Below are 17,335 nucleotides of genomic sequence, written 5' to 3'. Positions count from 1 at the left end.
GCGACAGCATGGATGCGATCTCTTATGAACGCGCCGGCGATGTCGCCGGCGCAGTGCGGGCGGCGCAGCAGCCGGGTGCGGTGTTCATCGGCGGCGGCACCAATCTGCTCGATCTGATGAAGGGCGGCGCAGCGCGGCCGATGCGGCTGATCGATATCACGCATATCAGCGGACTCGATACGGTCACGACACTGCCTGACGGCGGCATTCGGCTCGGCGCGCTGGTGCGCAATAGCGATGCCGCCAACCATGCGCTGGTGCGCGAGCAATACCCGTTGCTCTCGCAAGCATTTCTGGCGGGCGCGTCGTCGCAACTGCGCAATATGGCGACGGTCGGCGGCAATCTGTTGCAACGGACCCGTTGCGGCTACTTCTACGACACGGCCTTCACGCAGTGCAACAAGCGCATGCCGGGCAGCGGCTGCGCGGCGCTCGACGGCCACAATCGCACGCATGCGATCCTCGGCGCGAGTCCGCAGTGCATCGCCGTGAATCCGTCGGATATGAGCGTGGCGCTCGCCGCGCTCGACGCCGTGGTGCGCGTGAGCGGCCCAGCAGGCGAGCGGACCATCGCGTTCGCGGACTTTCACCGGCTTCCCGGTGACCGGCCCGATGTCGATACCACCTTGCAGCCCGGCGAACTGATCACCGCCGTCGATCTTCCGCCACCGCTCTTCAGCGCGAACTCCCACTATCTGAAAGTGCGTGACCGCGCCAGTTACGCATTCGCGCTGGTCTCGGTCGCGGCCGCCTTGCAGATGGATGGCGATCGCGTGAAGACCGCGCGCATCGCTTTGGGCGGCGTCGCGCACAAACCGTGGCGCGCGAGCGCCGCGGAACAGATGCTTAACGGGCAGCCGCTCACGCAAGCGACGCTGACCCATGCCGCCGCGGCCGCACTACGCGAAGCGCGGCCGCAACACGACAATCGTTTCAAGGTGCAGCTCGCGCAACGCGCGATCGTGCGCGCCGTCAACCAGGCCGCCGGCCGCGCGGGAGGTGTCGCATGAATCTGATCGGTCAACCCATCGACCGCACCGACGGTCTGCTCAAAGTCACCGGCGAAGCGCGCTACGCCGCCGAATTTCCAGAAGCGCGTCTCGCGCATGCGGTGCTCGTCACCAGCACGATTGCGCGCGGCGCGATTGCGTCGATCGATGCGAGCCGCGCGCAGGCGCTGCCCGGCGTGCTGCTCGTGATGACGTATCAGAACGCGCCACGTCTGCCGAACGGCGGCAAGCCCGCGTTGGCGCCGCCGGCCGGACGCCGCCTGTCGCTGCTGCAGGACAATCAGGTTCACTACAGCAACGAGCCGGTCGCCGTGGTGGTGGCGGATACGCTCGAACGCGCCACCGATGCCGCACGTCAGTTGCGCATCACCTATCAGAGCAGCAACGCGACCGTGGACTTCGCCCAGGCCAAAGCGAACGCGCATGCGCCGGACAAGCCGCAAGGCCGGCAAACCGACACGCAACGCGGCAGCTTCGACGACGGCCTGCAAAGCGGCGGGGTGCACGTGGACGCGACGTACACGACGCCAATCGAACATCACAATCCGATGGAGCCGCACGCCACGATGGCGCGCTGGGACGGTCCGCAACTCACGCTCTATGATTCGACGCAAGGCGTCAGCGGCGCGGCGCTGGCCATCGCGAAGACGTTCGGCATGCCGCCGGGGGACGTGCGCGTGATTTCGCCGTTCGTAGGCGGCGGTTTCGGTTGCAAGGGCTCGTCGTGGTCGCATGTGTCGTTGTGCGCGATGGCGGCGAAACAGACCGGGCGCCCCGTGCGACTCGTGCTCGAACGGCCGCAGATGTTCGGGCCGGTCGGCGCGCGGCCGCGCACCGAACAGCACTTCGTGCTCGCCGCGCGGCGCGACGGCACGCTGACCGCGATGCGCCACGACAGCATCTCGAACACCTCGGTGATCGAAGACTGGACCGAGACCTGCTGCATGGTCACGCGCATGCTGTACGCAGTGCCGAACCAGGTAACCACGCACCGCATCGTGCCGCTCAATCTCGGCACGCCGACCTTCACGCGCGCGCCGGGCGAAACGACCGGTTCGTTCGCGCTCGAGTCGGCGATGGACGAACTCGCGGCGGCCTTGAAAATGGACCCGCTCGCGCTGCGCATCAAGAATTACGCCGAGGCCGATCCGCAGGAAAACAAGCCGTGGTCGGGCAAGTCCTTGCGCGAGTGTTATCAGATCGGCGCCGAGAAATTCGGCTGGTCGCGGCGCACGCCCGCGCCTCGCTCGATGCGCAACGGCGGCACGCTGATCGGCATGGGCATGGCGACCGCGACCTATCCGGCCAATCGCAGCGAGGCCAGCGCCATTGCGCGGATCTTGCCGGACGGCACCGCGATGGTCGCCTCCGGCACCCAGGATCTCGGCACCGGCACCTACACCGTGATGACCCAGGTGGCCGCCGACGCGCTCGGCTTCGCGCCGGAAAACATTCACTTCGCGCTTGGCGATTCGTCGCTGCCCAGAGCGCCGGGGTCGGGCGGATCACAATCGGCCGCGAGCGTGTCGCCGGCCGTGCGCGACGCGGCGAACCAGGCGCGCAGCCAGTTGATTGCGCTGGCGCTTGCCGATCAGGCTTCGCCCGTGCACGGCATCGCGCTCGACGACATCACCGTGGAAAACGGCTGGGTGATGAGCCGCTCGCAACCGGGCAAGCGCGATCCGGCGGCGGCAATCATCGCGCGCTCGGGCGGCAAGCCGATCGAGGCGAGCGCGACCGTCAAGCCCGGCGACGAAAAGCAGAAGTACTCGTTTCACTCGTTCGGCGCGGTGTTCGCGGAGGTACATGTCGACGCCGACCTCGGCACGATCCGCGTGGCGCGCGTGGTCGGTGTGTACGACGTCGGGCGCGTGCTCAACGAGAAGACAGCGCACAGCCAGTTGATGGGCGGCATCGTGTGGGGCGTCGGGGCTGCGCTGCAGGAAGAGACGTCGCTCGATACGCGCTATGGCCGCTTCACCAATGCGAATCTTGCGGAGTATCACGTGCCCGTGAATGCCGATATCGGGTCGCTCGACATTACCTTTATCGACCGGCCGGATCCGTATATCAACTCGCTCGGGGTACGCGGCATTGGCGAGATCGGCATTACGGGCGTGGTGGCGGCGATTGCGAACGCGGTGTATCACGCCACCGGCGTGCGCGTGCGCGATCTGCCCATCACGCTCGACAAGGTGATGCAGACGACGCAGGTTTGACGCGGTTGCGGTTGCGGTTGCGGTTGCGGTTGCGGTCAGATTTGTGTTCGCTTGCGCTTTCACCGGGCGCGAATGCGGTGGCGGTCGCGTTCACGTCCAGGGTCGCCGGTACTTCCAAAGTGGAGCGAACTCGTCCGCGCGTGGCGTTCCGCATCGCAGCGAGCGCGTTGTAGCCTTGGCAGTCAGGCGCCGTGAATCCACATTGGCGCTTGCCTGTGGCTGCGTTGCATCGCACAATCGATCTCATCCTTTCTACCTACCGGTGCCCGCCCATGGCCTACGCCTCGCTCGCCACTGGCGTGTTGCTCGCCGCCGGCTTCGGTTCGCGCTTCGACCCGGACGGCCTGCACAATAAACTGCTCGCGCGCATGCCGGACGGCACGGCGGTCGCGCATGAGTCCGCCCATCGGCTGCTGCGGGTCGTGACGCGGGTGCTGGCCGTGGTGCGGCCGGGTTCGGACGCGCTCGCGCGGCTCCTCAACGATGCCGGTTGCGACGTGGTGTTCGCGCTGGACGCCGAACGCGGCATGGGCGCGAGCCTCGCCGCTGGCATCGAGGCCAGTGAGGGCGCCGAGGGCTGGGTCGTCGCGCTCGCGGACATGCCGCGCATCGCCACTAGCACGATCGAAGACGTGGCGCGCGCGCTTGACGGCGGCGCGTCGCTGGTCGCGCCGTTTTACCAGGGGCAGCGTGGACATCCGGTCGGCTTCGGCGTCGAACATCGCGACGCGCTGCTGGCGCTCGACGGCGATACCGGCGCGAGATCCTTGTTCATGTCGCAGCATGTGACGCGACTGGACGTCGACGATGCGGGCATTTTGCGCGATGTGGACACGCCGGAGGATTTGCGAAACGTGTAGTTGCGAGGTCCTGGCCTGGCAGTGGTGACGTGACACGCTTGATCCGGACTCGCGTTCAGGCGCATACTGTATATCCATACAGTATTTTTGTCCGCATGGGTTGGCGCGTTACGTTGCGCATGGCCGCGGCGCGTCCGCATGAAACGCATTTCAATCGAACCGTCTTTTGCCGCCTGGCGCCGCGCGGCGCGGGAACTGCTGCGGCAAGGGGTCGAGCCGGAGCGGATCGAGTGGGTTGAGTTCGATTCAGTCGATTCGGGTACCGGCAGCGCCGCCGCTCCCGACAGCTCCGCCACCACCCCGGTCGTTGCCACGCCCGCCATTCCTCGTGAACTGCTCGCCTGGCTGAAGACGGCGGCCTGCTTTTGCGCGCCGGACCGCTGGTCCCTGCTCTACCGCATCCTGTGGCGCTGGACGCACGGCGAGCGCCACGTCCTCGATCCGCAAGACGCCGACGGCGCGCTGCTCGATCAGCGCATCCAGTCGGTCGAGCACGAAACCAATGATCTGGTGACGCTCACCCTGTTCAGGCGGCGCGATCCGTCCATGGGACCGCCGGAATTCGTCGGCTGGTACGAGCCGCATCATGATCTGCTGGCGCAGTCCGCCGAGCGCTTTGCCGAGCGCATGGGCGATTCCACGTGGATGCTGGCGACGCCGCAGGGCGCGGCGTTCTGGAACGGCATGCTGCTGCGAATCAGCCGGCCGGCAGCGGAAGAAGACGCGCACTCTTGTCCTGAGCGCCAGCAGCAGAATCCGCTAGCCACCCGGGCGTTACCACCTGGCGCCATGGCCGGCGAAGCTACGACCAGCGAACCCACCGAGGCGCTCTGGCTCGCGTATTACGCCAGCGTCTTCAATAGGGCGCCGGCGCCCGTGCCGCTGCGTTACTGGAGAACGCCGCCCGAGGGTCCGCCGCTGCCCGCGCAACTCGCGCGCGAGCGCAGCCGTCTCGGCGCGCAGAGCGGCACTGTCACCGTTCCGGAGATGCCGCCGCTCGAATATTCGGCGGTGACGCCCCCCTTGCGCGAGCCCACCGGCCCGCTGGCCACCTGCCGGCGCTGCGCGTTGTGGCGCAATGCGAAGCAGGCCGTCGCGGGCGCCGGTCCAGCTCAGGCGGCGATCATGGTGGTCGGCGAACAACCCGGCGAGCACGAAAACCAGCACGGCGTGCCCTTCACCGGCCTCGCCGGTCAACTGCTCGACACGGTGCTCGCGCGCGCCGGCCTCGAACGCGCAGCGCTCTATCTGACCTATGCCGTCAAGCATTACAAATGGGAAACGCTGGAACAGCAGCGCGTCCACCGCACGCCCGCGCGGCGCGAGGTCGAGGCTTGCCAGTACTGGCTGGAAAACGAGCTCGCGCAGGTCGCGCCGCGCGTGATCGTCACGCTCGGCGCGACAGCGCTGAAGGCGGTGACGGGCACGCACGTCAATCTGTCGGAATATCTGGGGCAGACCATCGATCACGGCGGGCGTCTGATCGTGCCGACGTGGCATCCGTCGTATGCGCTGAAAATGGCCGACGGCCGGTTGCGCGAGGATATTGTCGCGGGCATGGTGGCGGCGTTCAGTCACGCGGCGGGGTTGGTGGCGGAAGGGGCGTAGCTTTTTTGCCTCGAATACCCGACGCTCGCCAGTCAGGAAAATCCGCTTAACCGCTCACATGACTTCTTATGACGTTTTATCGCTCACATGTACACGGCTAACCTGAGCACAGGCGCCGCTCAGAGGGAAGCACCGTACGGCCGGGTCAGGCGTTCCAGCACGGGAGAGTCACGCTAGCGTTTTTGGGTGTGACAGGCGTCGGACCGCGGGCAGCCACGTTTGCATTTCAGTCCCAGCAAAGGTGAGTAAGTTCAGGAGCCAACCAGCGCCACCACCGTGAGCCCCACGGGAACCAACTACCGGCTCTCCATTCAACCTTGTCAGGCACGCCGCTTGCTCTCCACAAACCCGCCGCGCAAGCTGCGACGATTCCGCCTAAGCTGATGTGACGCCGCATTTTTCCAAGCACCGGCGCGACGCTCGAGCCTCGAACGGCCTCGCCAACGGTCCGCGCGTTGCGAACCCATCACACGTCCCATGAGCGAAACCAGCCCACGCCTTTTCATTGTCTCGCCCCATTTCGACGACGCCGTCTTCAGTTGCGGCGCATTGCTCGCCGCCCATCCCGACGCCGCGGTCTGCACGGTATTCGCCGCACCACCCGAGCAGCCGATGCATACCGAATGGGATGAAAAGTCGGGCTTCACGGACGCCCATCAGGCCATCCACGAACGCACGCTGGAAGACAACCGCGCACTCGAAGTACTCGACGCGATTCCGCTGCGCATGCCCTTTCGCGACAGCCAGTATTCGGACTCGCCCTCGATCAGCAAAATGGCGGCGGCGCTCGAAGAAACCATCTACCGCACTACCGCCAACACGTTGCTGATGCCGCTCGGCCTGTATCACGACGATCACGTGCGAGTCTTCGAAGCCTGCTGTGAAATCCTGCCACGCCTGTCGCATCTGACCTGGTTCGGCTACGAGGAAGCGATTCACCGGCGTACACCCGGCGTGGTGCAGGCTCGGCTCGCCGATCTCGCGCAGCGCGGCATCGTCGCGACGCCGGCCAGTCCGAGCGCCGGCCACACGATCGATGCACAGCGCCGCGCTCAACTCAAACGCGAGGCGGTCAACGCTTACCAAAGCCAGTTGCGCGCGTTCGGCGCGGGCAATTACGACGACATCTTCGCGACTGAGCGTTACTGGCAGCTCAGCGTGGGTCGTCGCGCGAAAAAGTAGGAGACGCGGCGCGCCGGAAAGGCCTACGCTTGAAGAGAACGGCCGGCGTGAGTTCGACGCCGTCGCCGCCCCGGCCTCTTCTCCACTTAAAGGTGCTGCCATGAGTTACGACATGCATACCAGTCCGATTCCCGACCCCAACGCCGATCCGAACCGCGACCCGGAAGCCGATCCGCTAGTACCGCCGTCGCCCGGCCATCACACCGAGGAACCGCAGCGGCCCGATGGGCCGCCGGACAAAGACCCGGTGTGACCGCATTGCGCGGCCAGCAACCGGAAACGCGAATCAGCGCATCAGCTCGGTAAAGCCCTGCAGCAGACGGTCGATGTCTGCGGCGTGAATGTTGCCCATCGTCGAAATGCGGAACAGTTCGGCCGACAAACCGCCTTGCCCTGCGTAGATGACGAAGCCGCGCGCCTTCAGCGTGTCATGCAGTTGCGGATACGCGATGCCTTCCGGCAAACGGTACGCGCGCAGCACCACCGACGACTCTTCCGGCGGCAGCACGCTGCCGATGCCGCGCTCGGCCAGACCCGCCCGCGCCTGTTCAGCCAGCGCCGCGTAGCGCGCATGACGCGCGCGCCAACCGCCTTCGTCGGCGAGTTCGCGCAGCGCTTCGACCAGTGCGTAGTACGCATGCACCGACGGCGTAAACGGCGTGTTGCGCTGATCCTGCAAACGCGCGAGACGGCCGAGATCGAGGTAGTACGTGCGGCTCGCCGCCTGCGCGAGCGCCGCGCGGCGCACCAGCACGAACGACGCGCCCGGCACGCCATGCAGACATTTGTTCGCCGTGGCGGCCACCGCGTCGAGACTGGTGTCGGCGAAATCGATCGTTTCCGCGCCGAAGCTGCTCACGCCGTCCACCAGCAGACGCAGCCCCCGTGCTCGGCACAGCGCGCCGAGCAACCCCAGATCGTTCAGGCGGCCCGTGGTGGTTTCGTGATGAATCACGGCGACGTGCGTGAACGCCTTGTCCGCATCGAGGCGCTCGGCGATCTTCGCGAGATCGGGCGCCTGCATCCAGTCGTGCTTCAGCGATTCATGCGCGATGCCGTACTGCGTCGCGATCTGCGAAATACGCTCGCCGTACACGCCGTTTTCCACCACGAGCAGCTTGCCGTTCTGCGGCACCAGCGCGGCGGTCATGCTTTCGACGGCCGCCGTGCCGGAGCCGGTCATCAGCACGGCCTGCCATTCGCTCGCGTCGAGACCGTACAGATCGACGAGCCGCGTGCGGGCCTCTTCCTGTAAATCGAAAAACTCGCTTTCGCGGTGGCACAAATCCGTCTGCAACAGGCTGTTCCGAACGCGCTCGGTGAGCGTCACCGGGCCGGGATTGAGCAGCAGCATGAGCGCTCCTTGACTTGACTTTAAGCGGCGCCGATGTGGCGCATCAAACGCGTCTTCACATCGGGCGGGGTGATGGTGGGACGCGGCAGCCCGTCGGGCGTGCCGCGGCGAATGGCCAGACGCGCGAAGCGCGGGCCGTCGAGCGGCGCCGCTTCGAACAGGGCGTCGATCACGCGCGCGTCGTCGCTTTCGACCGCCGACGCATAACCGCACGCCGCGGCCACGCCCGCAAACGAAACCTGCGACGACACCGTCGCCTGACCGCCGGTGGAATCGTGCGCGCCGTTATCGAGCAGCACGTGCGTGAGATTCGCCGGACCGTACGCGCCGATGGTGGCGAACGCGCCCATGCGCATCAACGCGGCGCCGTCGCCGTCGAGCGCGACGACGTGCAGGTCGGGACGCGCGAGCGCAAGACCCAGCGCGAACGGCGTCACGCAACCCATCGAACCAACCATGTACAACTGGTTCGGACGGTCGTCGATCGCGTAGAGTTCGCGCCCGCAAAATCCGGTCGACGCGAGCACCACCGTCGATTCGAGCGGCGTATGCGCGATCACCTTGTTTAGCGCGTCGTGACGCGAAGCCAGTTCACCCGCTGCCACATTCGTGAACTGCGATTGCGGCGTAACGGGCGCGCGGCGCGCGCGCGCGCCGCTGTCCTTCAATTCGTACGGCGCCACGCTGCCCTTCTGCATGACGAGCGCGTACGGGCGGCCGGTTTCATCCATATGCGCGATGGCGCGATCGAGAGCCGGGCCGATCGCGTCGGCTTCGGTGGGAAACGTCTCCCAGGGAATCTCCATCGTCTCGAGCATCGCAGGCGTGACCGGGCCCATCAGCGCGTGCTGCGGTTCGTCGGCGACTCCGGGCTGGCCGCGCCACGTGACGATCAGCAATTGCGGCAGACGGAAGGTCCACGTGAGCGAAGTCAACGGGCTCACGGCGTTGCCGAGCCCGGAATTCTGCATCATGGTGATGCCGCGCCGGCCGTTTTGCGCGCCGAGCGTGACGCCCGCGATCAATGCGACGGCGTCGCCTTCATTGGCCGCCGACACATAGTGCAGCGACTCGTCCTGCAACACGTAGTTGATGAACGGCGTCAGATACGAGCACGGCACGCCCGCATACCAGTCGAAGCCGCGCTCGCGCGCCGCCTCGACGAACTGTGCTGCCTCGATCATTGCGCGGCTCCGCTCGCTGCGTCCGTTGCGCCTTTGCCCGAACCGCCGACCGCGGCCGCGAACGGCGCTTGTGCATGCGCGAAGTCGCCCGCACGGCGGAAGTCCTCGAGGTCGTTCACGCCGCGCCAGTGGCCGTGCACGTATTGCACTTCGATCGACTCGCCTGCTTCGATCAGCGCGTCCAGCAACGCCGGCATGTCGAGCGACGCGAAATCCGCGCGCGCCTGCAACTGGCTCATCACCGCCTGCAAACGCTCACGGCCTTCGCCGCGCACGTTCAGCAGACCGACCCAACGGCCGTGCGGTGTTTGCGACGCGATGGCCGCCGTGGCGTCCTGCCCGCTCGACACGTGGCGCAGCACGACCTTGTTGCCGAACAAACCGCGGTCGTCGGCGGCCGAGCACCATGCGAAATCGCGCACGCTGGCGTTTTCCGCGTCGGTCAGCGACGAATCGACCACCACGCTGAACGCCGCTTCGCTCTCCACGAGATCGCGCAGGATATAACTGCGGAACAGCAGATCGCCGTACGAGACCACCGTGTCGCCCGCGAGTTTGTCGATCGCGCAGGCGAGCGACGCGAGTTCGCCGGTTTGCGCATGCTGTTCGTTGACGACGAGCTTGATACCGGCCGTGTCGATCGCATCGGCGCGGTAACCGCCGACCACGGTGATGTCGTTCACACGCTGCTTCTTGAACGCATCGACGAGCCAGCGCAACAGCGGCTTGCCGGCGATAGGCAGCATCACTTTCGGACGGTCTTCGGTGACGGCTTCGAGGCCCTTGCCACGGCTTGCCGCGAGCACGACCGCGGAACCGGCCGCACGGCCGCTCGACAGGTAGCGGTCTTCGGCTTCCGAGTATTCGTCGGCGTCTTGCAGACGGAAGATTTCGTTGACGGCGACGATGCTGTCTTCCACGTTGACGAGCGTCTCGCTGGAATGGATTTCCTTGGCGACGGCCTGCATCGCCGAGGTCGCCGCGCGGATCAGATGGTTCGCCCAGATCACCGTGCTGATGCCGGCTTCGCGGAAGACTTCGGTCGGCGTGCTGTAGTACTTGGTCGGCACGATCACGAGCGGACCGCGGCCGGCCCATTCACGCGCGAATTCGAGAATTTCGTCGGGACGCGAGAGTTTGCTGTGAATCAGGATCGCATCCGCGCCGGCCTGGCGATAGGCTTCCGCGCGGCGCAGCGCCTCGTCCATGCCCCAGCCGGCAATCAACGCTTCAACCCGCGCGACGATCGAAAAGTTTTCGTCGGACTGCGAGTCTTTACCGGCTTTGATCTTGCCGCAGAACTCGTCCATATCGGCGAGCGGTTGCGCTTCGCCATTGATGAAGCTGTTGGTCTTGGGGAATTGCTTGTCTTCGATACATACGCCGGCAATGCCGCGCTGTTCGAGTTTGCGCACGAGGCGGCGCACGTTGTTGAAATTGCCGTAGCCGGTATCGCCGTCCAGCAGGATCGGCAGATCGCTGGCGTCGGCCATGAATTCGAGCGTGTCGACGACCTGCGTCCAGCTTGCTTCGTTGTTGTCGCGCACGCCGTATTGCGCGGAGATTGCGAGGCCCGAGCCCCAGATCGCCTTGAAGCCGGCTTCGCGGACGATCCGGGCGGACAGGCCGTTATGGGCCTCCATCATAAATTCGAGTTCGTTGCTGACGAGCATCTGGCGCAGGCGCGCACTGCGGGAAGCGGAGACGAAAGCGGGTTCGCGGGCATTCATTTTATGTACTCCTGGTGGCGGGCTTATTGGTGCTCTTCTTTTGCCCGACTGACGACTGGAAAATGGCGACTATAGCGGAATTTTTATTTATTCGTCTTTTTCGTGACAGCGATTTTCTCCATTTGCGGATAAGTGGAAAAATGTGTCGTTTTTTGCAATCTGCCAATGCGATCCGTGGCTTGGATTTTATTGGCGTTTTGTGGAATCCTGACGCAAACGCATGGCAGCGCTTTGATGGGCGGTGCGTCCGTTCGTGCTGGTCGTCAACAGTTGTGGCGATGCTGAGGTTTTAATATCTGATTTTCATTTAAGGAAAACCTCAACTATTAATATCGATTCACCAGCACTGGCATTTTGTATTGGCAATAGAGGGAAAGCCCAATTGAATCAGCAGAAAATGAATAAGCGCACTTAACGAAACATAGAAAATGCCGTCCCGACGGTAAAATGTCTTTATAGTCAGACGAATAGAAATGCTTGACAGCGGGTTTCCCCTGCCCTGCGGACCTCATGCCGCCGCGCCGTAAACACAGTCAGCGACAAGCCACTCGCCACAAGCGAATCCAATCCCTGACCGACCACTGTGCGAAAGCAAAAACCGCTATGACTTTGAACAGAAAACTGGCCTCGATGATCGCCGTCCTCTGGATCGGCCTGATCCTGATCGGCGGCTTCGGCGCATGGCAAAACCGTGCCTCGATGATCTCGGACCGCCGCGATCAGCTGAAATCGCTGATCGACCAGGCCAACCACATCGTCGGCCGTTATTACACGCTCGCGCAGCAGCACACCATTACCGAAGACGAAGCGAAGAAGCAGGCGCTCGAAAGCCTCGCGGCCATGCGTTATGGCAAGGACGGCTACATCTCCGTCAACGATTCGCAGCCCGCCATGCTGATGCATCCGTTCAAGCCGGAAATGGTCGGCAAGAATCTCGCGCAATTCACCGATCCGGCGGGCAACCATCTGTTCGTCGATATCGTCAACGCGGGTAATCGCGAAGGCGGCGGCTTCGTCGACTACCTGTGGTCCAAGCCGGGTAGCGACAAACCGGTCGCTAAAACCAGCTACTCGATTCACTTCGCGCCGTGGGACTGGTATCTCGTCACCGGCATGTATATGGACGACGTGCAAAGCGCGTTCTACGCCAATCTGCTGCGCTGGCTCGTCATCACCGTCACGCTCGGCGCGATCGCCACCGGCGTCATGCTGCTGGTGCTGCGCAGCATTCGCCGTACACTCGGCGGCGATCTCGAAGTGGCCGTGGAACACGCGCAGTTGATGGCGCGTGGCAACCTCGCCACGCGCGTGCCGGTCCAGTCGGATTACACCGGAAGCCTTTTGCATGCGCTTCAGACGATGCAGGCGGGTCTCGTCGAGACGGTGTCGCGCGTGCGGCTCGGCACGGAGAACATCAATATCGGCGCGACCGAAATCGCTGCCGGCAACACGGATCTCTCCCAACGCACCGAAGAACAGGCCGCTGCGCTCGTCGAAACGGCGTCGAGCATGGACCAGATGACGGTCAACGTGAAGCAGAACGCGGACAGCGCGCTGCAGGCCGCGCACCTCGCCGGCCAGGCCGCGGATGTCGCCACGCGCGGCAGCCGCGTAGTCGACGACGTGGTCCGTACGATGGGCGAGATCACCACCAGTTCGCGGCAGATCGGCGACATCATCGGCGTGATCGACGGCATCGCCTTCCAGACCAATATTCTGGCCCTCAACGCAGCGGTCGAAGCGGCCCGCGCGGGCGAACAGGGTCGCGGCTTCGCGGTAGTCGCGGCCGAAGTGCGCAGCCTCGCGCAACGCTCGGCCACGGCGGCGAAGGAAATCAAGGCCTTGATCGAAACCTCGACGAACACGGTGGAAGCCGGCGCGTCGCTGGTCGCCAACGCCGGTTCGACGATGGGCGAGATCGTGCAGTCGGTGCGTCGCGTGAACGAGATTCTCGAAGAGATCAGCAACGCCTCCCGCGAGCAGAGCGCGGGCATCGAGCAGGTCAATCGGGCGGTCGGCGAAATGGATCAGGTCACGCAGCAGAACGCGGCGCTGGTCGAAGAGGCCGCGGCCGCGGCGCATTCGCTCAAGGATCAGGTGGGTGTGTTGCGCGAAGCGATCTCGAGCTTCGCGCTGCCGGCCTGAGGATTTTCAGACCGGCCGAGACTGGCAGAAGCAGCACACAGAAGCAGCACACAAAAAAAGAAGGCGCTCAACAGGCGGAGAGCGCCTCTTTAACACGCCGCGTCGGAGTCGACGCATTAATCGAACGAAAGAGCCGCGCGGATTTTTCAAGTCCGCGCGGTTTTTTTACGCCCGCGCGCGCCTTGGTCCACCTTGAGCCCTCTCCGGCTCACGTGACACCGCATTGCTCAGCAAACGCTTACCGCGCTCGAAACCGCAACCAGGTTAAGCCGAATTTGGCATCGCCGAATTTTGCTTAAGGCATTTTCATGCTAACGGCACGCTTACGATAATGGCCGCTTTTTAACGCACGCCGCGTGGGCGCGCTCCACGCCGGAGCCGTCTACGAGCGCCGTTCATAGAGGCTCGCCGTCATGCTGCTCCATCTCCTCTACCTGCTCGCGATTGTCGCGGAAGCCATGTCCGGCGCCCTCATGGGGATGCGCCGCGGCATGGATCGCTTCGGTCTGTGCCTCGTCGGCACCGTCACCGCGCTCGGCGGCGGCACGGTGCGCGACGTCCTGCTTGGTCACTATCCCCTTGCGTGGATCTCGCATCAAGATTACGTTCTTATTACAATCGGAGCGGCGTCGGTTGCCGCGGCGTGCGCGAAGTGGCTGCGCAACTGGCAAGGCCTGTTCGTCACGGTCGATGCGATCGGCCTGATCGCCTTCACGGTGATCGGCTGCGACGTGGCCGCGACGCTGGACGTGAGCCCCGCCACCGTCGTGCTGGCCGGCGCGATCACCGGCGTGTGCGGCGGCATGTTGCGCGACGTGCTGTGCAACCAGATGCCGCTGGTGTTGCGTCAGGAGTTGTACGCCAGCATCGCGCTCGGCGCCGGCGCTGTGTATGTGGCGTTGCAAGCCGGCGGCGTGGCGCCGGGACCGGCTTCACTCGTGGTGCTAGTCGGGGGCTTCGCGGTGCGCATGCTGGCCGTGCGATTCCCGCTGGCAACTCAAGATGTTCACCGCCGCCGATTCGGGCGGCGCAAGTTAATCGAGCTGTTCGTTATCCGCATCCAATGATCCAGAAGAAGAAATCACAGTCGCACGATCCCTACGCACCCGTCGCGAAGAACCAGTTGCTGGCCGCGCGCCTGCCGATGTGGCGTTCGAAATTCATCGTCCTGCTGGTGTTCGGCGCGTTCGCTTCGCTCGCGGGCCGCGCGTTCTGGGTGCAGGTGGTGAACCAGGACTTCTACGTCGATCAAGGGCAAAAGCGCTATCAGCGCACCATCGAGCTCGACGCGACGCGCGGGCGAATCGTCGATCGCAATGGCTCGATGCTCGCCGTCAGCCTCGCGACCTACGAGATCTGGGCCTCGCCCAAACTGATCGACGAAGCCGCGTTCGCGCCGCTCTCCAGGCTGCTCGATCTGCCGCTGGCGGAACTGCGCCGGCGTCTGAACGGCGACAAGACCTTTGTCCTGCTCAAGCGCCAGGTGGACGCCGAGACCGCCGGGCATCTGTCGAAACTGGGCCTCGCGGGCATCACGCAGATCGCGGATTCCAAGCGCTTTTACCCCGAAGGCGAATCGGCGGCGCACGTGGTCGGCTTCACGGATATCGAGGACAACGGCCAGGAAGGCGTCGAACTTGCCGCCAACGAGCAACTGCTCGGTGTGCCCGGCCAGCGCGAAGTGATCCGCGACCGGCTGGGCCGCGTGGTGTCCGAGACCCGGCCGCTCGTGCCCGCGCAGAACGGCGAAACCATCCACCTGACGATCGACCGGCGGATTCAGCAGCTCGCCTATGCGCAGTTGAAGGACGCGATTGCCAAACATCACGCCGAAGCCGGCAGCGTGGTGGTGCTCGACGCGCGCAACGGCGAGATCCTGGCGCTCGCCAACTACCCGAGCTTCGATCCGAACGATCGCGCCCGCCTGACCGGCCGCCAACTGCGCAATCGCGCAGTGGTCGACACCTTCGAGCCGGGCTCGACGATCAAGCCGGTGGTCGTCGCGCTCTCGATCGACGAGGGCAAGGTGCGGCCGCAGAGTGTTATCGATACCGCGCCCGGCTGGTACAAGATCGGGCCGGCCGTGATCCACGACACCTCGAATCATGGTGTGATGACCGTCGCCGAAGCCGTGCAGAAGTCGAGCAATATCGCGCTCGCCAAGCTTGCGCTGAATCTGCCGGCCGAAAAGATCTGGACCAAGTATCAGGAATACGGGCTCGGTCTGCGCCCCGAGCTGACCTTTCCGGGCGTGGCATCCGGCAAGGTGCGTCCGTATAAACGCTGGCGCCCGATCGAACAGGCGACCATGGCGTATGGCTACGGGCTGTCCACGTCACTACTGCAAATGGCGCAGGTGTACACGGCCTATGCCGGCGACGGCACGATGCATCGCGTGAGTCTGTTGCGCAACGGAGCGGGCGCGGCCGCGCAATCCGACGACAAGGGCCAAGCGGTCACGACGCCGGCCACCGCGCGCGCCATCCGCTCGATGCTGGAAATGGCGACCGGCGTGGGCGGCACAGGACGCGCCGCGACGGTGGAAGGCTACCGGATCGGCGGCAAGACCGGCACGGCGCGCAAACAGGTCGGCGCCACTTACGCGAAAAACCGCTACCGCGCGCTGTTCGTCGGCATGGCGCCGATGAGCGATCCGCGCTTGATCGTCGCTGTCATGATCGACGATCCGGCGGGCAAGGCGTTCTATGGTGGGACAGTGGCCGGCCCGGTGTTCAGCGGTGTGACGGGCGGAGCGCTGCAGTTGCTGGGTGTGCCGCCGGATGCGCCGGGAGTTTGAGCGGCATGCGCGCCGAGCAGCCGGTCACGCAAGTTCGATGCGCGCTTCACCGGCTCGGATCAACGCGCCATCTGTTCGCCGCCCGCATTGACCAGCGCCTCGATGCGATTGCGGCCGTTGCGTTTGGCCCGATACATCGCGCGATCGGCTTCTTCCATCATCGCGCCGCCTAGTCTGGCCGCCTCGGTCGGCGTGCCGCTGATCGTGCGCGCCGCCACGCCGATCGATACTGTCAAGGCGATGCGCTCGCCGTGATCGTCCTGCAGAGCGAGTCGTTCGACCGCCAGCCGCACACGCTCGGCGACAGTGAGCGCATCGGTGCGATCGCCTTGCAGCAGCGCGGCGAATTCTTCGCCGCCATAACGCGCCACGGTATCGCCCAGGCGCACCTGTTGCCGCACGCAAGCCGCCACCGCCGCCAACGCACGGTCGCCGGTCTGATGGCCGTAGGTGTCGTTGATGCGTTTGAAGCTGTCGATATCGATGAACAGACACGCGACCGGCACGCCGTAGCGGACGGCACGCATGATCTCCTCACGCAGCCGCTCGTCGAAATAGCGGCGATTGGCGAGGCCCGTCAACGAATCAGTCATGCCCAGTTGCTTGAGTCGCTCGCGATGCGCGACGTTGTCGAGACTCGCTGTCACGATGCTCGCGAAGCGCTCCAGAATATCGGTGGCCATGCCCTCGGCGAAACGCGCCGGGTCGTCGCTGCCAAGACAGAGATAGCCGCTGACGGTGTCCCCCGCGGCAAGCGGCAACAGGATCGCGCTCGCCGGCGATTCGGCGTCGCCGAAGAAAGCGCGACGCGCCGAATCATCCATGTCGTGCGACTTGCCGAGCCACGGCCGGCCCTCTTCGCACAGACCTTGTGCGGCAAGACCACCTTCGCGCGAGGTGCGCAGTTTCGACTGATCGAGTGCGCGCAAGGCGACCGGCTCGAGCAGTTCGCGCAGCATCGGCGCGCGGTCGTCGAGCCAGAGCGTCACGCCCGTCAGCGAAAATTCCCGCGGCAACTGAGTGAACAGCGTGTCGAGAAACGATGCGAAGTCCTGAGCGCCGATCAAACGCAACTCGACGTTCTGGAAGCGCCGCAGCGTGCGCTCGTTGTGCTGCACGGTATCGACGAGCGAACGAAGGCGCTCGGAAAGCGGCGTTTGGGCGAGGTTCGTCACGTTATCAGGTGCGGGCCCGAAGGCGAAGCGGGGTTGGCGACCCCCAATCGCTGTAATAACGGCGAATTTCG

General features: G+C 64.9%; 12 protein-coding genes and 1 pseudogene. 9 read left to right on the top strand and 4 right to left on the bottom strand.

The annotated features are described in order from the left end of the window. Window positions 1–8: 8 nt before the first annotated feature. The 6 genes from PQR32_RS00240 to PQR32_RS00215 all read left to right on the top strand — a co-directional run bounded on the left by PQR32_RS00240 (window position 9) and on the right by PQR32_RS00215 (window position 7,132). Window positions 9–1,010 carry an FAD binding domain-containing protein gene (locus PQR32_RS00240; protein WP_408221583.1) on the top strand — a complete coding sequence of 334 codons (1,002 nt, stop codon included), beginning with the start codon at window positions 9–11 and terminating at the stop codon, window positions 1,008–1,010. Then, window positions 1,007–3,229: a xanthine dehydrogenase family protein molybdopterin-binding subunit gene (locus PQR32_RS00235; RefSeq protein ID WP_408221582.1), complete on the top strand. Its 2,223-nt coding sequence runs from the start codon at window positions 1,007–1,009 to the stop codon at window positions 3,227–3,229. The genes PQR32_RS00240 and PQR32_RS00235 overlap by 4 nt, the downstream gene beginning before the upstream one ends. A 272-nt stretch (window positions 3,230–3,501) precedes the next feature. After that, window positions 3,502–4,089, top strand: a complete 588-nt coding sequence (locus tag PQR32_RS00230) for a nucleotidyltransferase family protein (RefSeq protein WP_408221581.1) — start codon at window positions 3,502–3,504, stop codon at window positions 4,087–4,089. A 138-nt stretch (window positions 4,090–4,227) separates the two neighbouring features. Next, window positions 4,228–5,697 carry a UdgX family uracil-DNA binding protein gene (locus tag PQR32_RS00225; protein WP_408221580.1) on the top strand — a complete coding sequence of 490 codons (1,470 nt, stop codon included), beginning with the start codon at window positions 4,228–4,230 and terminating at the stop codon, window positions 5,695–5,697. Between the two features lie 477 nt (window positions 5,698–6,174). Beyond that, a complete protein-coding gene (locus PQR32_RS00220; protein ID WP_408221579.1) occupies window positions 6,175–6,879 on the top strand; it encodes a PIG-L deacetylase family protein in 705 nt (234 codons plus the stop codon). A gap of 100 nt (window positions 6,880–6,979) precedes the next feature. Next, complete coding sequence (locus PQR32_RS00215; RefSeq protein ID WP_165614491.1) at window positions 6,980–7,132, top strand: hypothetical protein; 153 nt, start codon at window positions 6,980–6,982, stop codon at window positions 7,130–7,132. A 33-nt stretch (window positions 7,133–7,165) separates the two neighbouring features. Here PQR32_RS00215 and PQR32_RS00210 read toward each other — a convergent pair whose 3' ends face one another. Genes PQR32_RS00210 through aepX form a run of 3 tightly spaced genes read right to left on the bottom strand, consistent with a single transcriptional unit; the run spans window position 7,166 to window position 11,147 of the window. Further along, window positions 7,166–8,233: a 2-aminoethylphosphonate aminotransferase gene (locus PQR32_RS00210; RefSeq protein WP_408221578.1), complete on the bottom strand. Its 1,068-nt coding sequence runs from the start codon at window positions 8,231–8,233 to the stop codon at window positions 7,166–7,168. A 20-nt stretch (window positions 8,234–8,253) separates the two neighbouring features. After that, a complete protein-coding gene (gene aepY, locus PQR32_RS00205) occupies window positions 8,254–9,417 on the bottom strand; it encodes a phosphonopyruvate decarboxylase (RefSeq protein WP_408221577.1) in 1,164 nt (387 codons plus the stop codon). Continuing rightward, complete coding sequence (gene aepX / locus PQR32_RS00200) at window positions 9,414–11,147, bottom strand: phosphoenolpyruvate mutase (RefSeq protein WP_408221576.1); 1,734 nt, start codon at window positions 11,145–11,147, stop codon at window positions 9,414–9,416. Before aepX ends, aepY begins: the two co-directional genes overlap by 4 nt. A gap of 603 nt (window positions 11,148–11,750) precedes the next feature. On the opposite strand from aepX, the gene PQR32_RS00195 reads away from it, so the two are divergent. The 3 genes and pseudogenes from PQR32_RS00195 (at window position 11,751) to PQR32_RS00185 (ending at window position 16,089) form a co-directional block, all read left to right on the top strand. Then, complete coding sequence (locus PQR32_RS00195) at window positions 11,751–13,292, top strand: methyl-accepting chemotaxis protein (RefSeq protein ID WP_408221575.1); 1,542 nt, start codon at window positions 11,751–11,753, stop codon at window positions 13,290–13,292. A 413-nt stretch (window positions 13,293–13,705) separates the two neighbouring features. After that, window positions 13,706–14,330: pseudogene (locus PQR32_RS00190) on the top strand (trimeric intracellular cation channel family protein). Window positions 14,331–14,355: 25 nt separating this feature from the next. Beyond that, complete coding sequence (locus PQR32_RS00185; protein WP_408221574.1) at window positions 14,356–16,089, top strand: peptidoglycan D,D-transpeptidase FtsI family protein; 1,734 nt, start codon at window positions 14,356–14,358, stop codon at window positions 16,087–16,089. A 59-nt stretch (window positions 16,090–16,148) separates the two neighbouring features. Here the strand turns inward: PQR32_RS00185 and PQR32_RS00180 are convergent, their stop codons facing one another. Then, complete coding sequence (locus tag PQR32_RS00180) at window positions 16,149–17,264, bottom strand: GGDEF domain-containing protein (RefSeq protein ID WP_408221573.1); 1,116 nt, start codon at window positions 17,262–17,264, stop codon at window positions 16,149–16,151. Between the last annotated feature and the right edge of the window lie 71 nt (window positions 17,265–17,335).

Source organism: Paraburkholderia dipogonis (assembly GCF_046027395.1).
GTDB lineage: Bacteria > Pseudomonadota > Gammaproteobacteria > Burkholderiales > Burkholderiaceae > Paraburkholderia > Paraburkholderia dipogonis_A.
The sequence above is the reverse complement of the archived record's forward strand: the minus strand, read 5'-3'. Positions and strand labels throughout refer to the sequence as shown.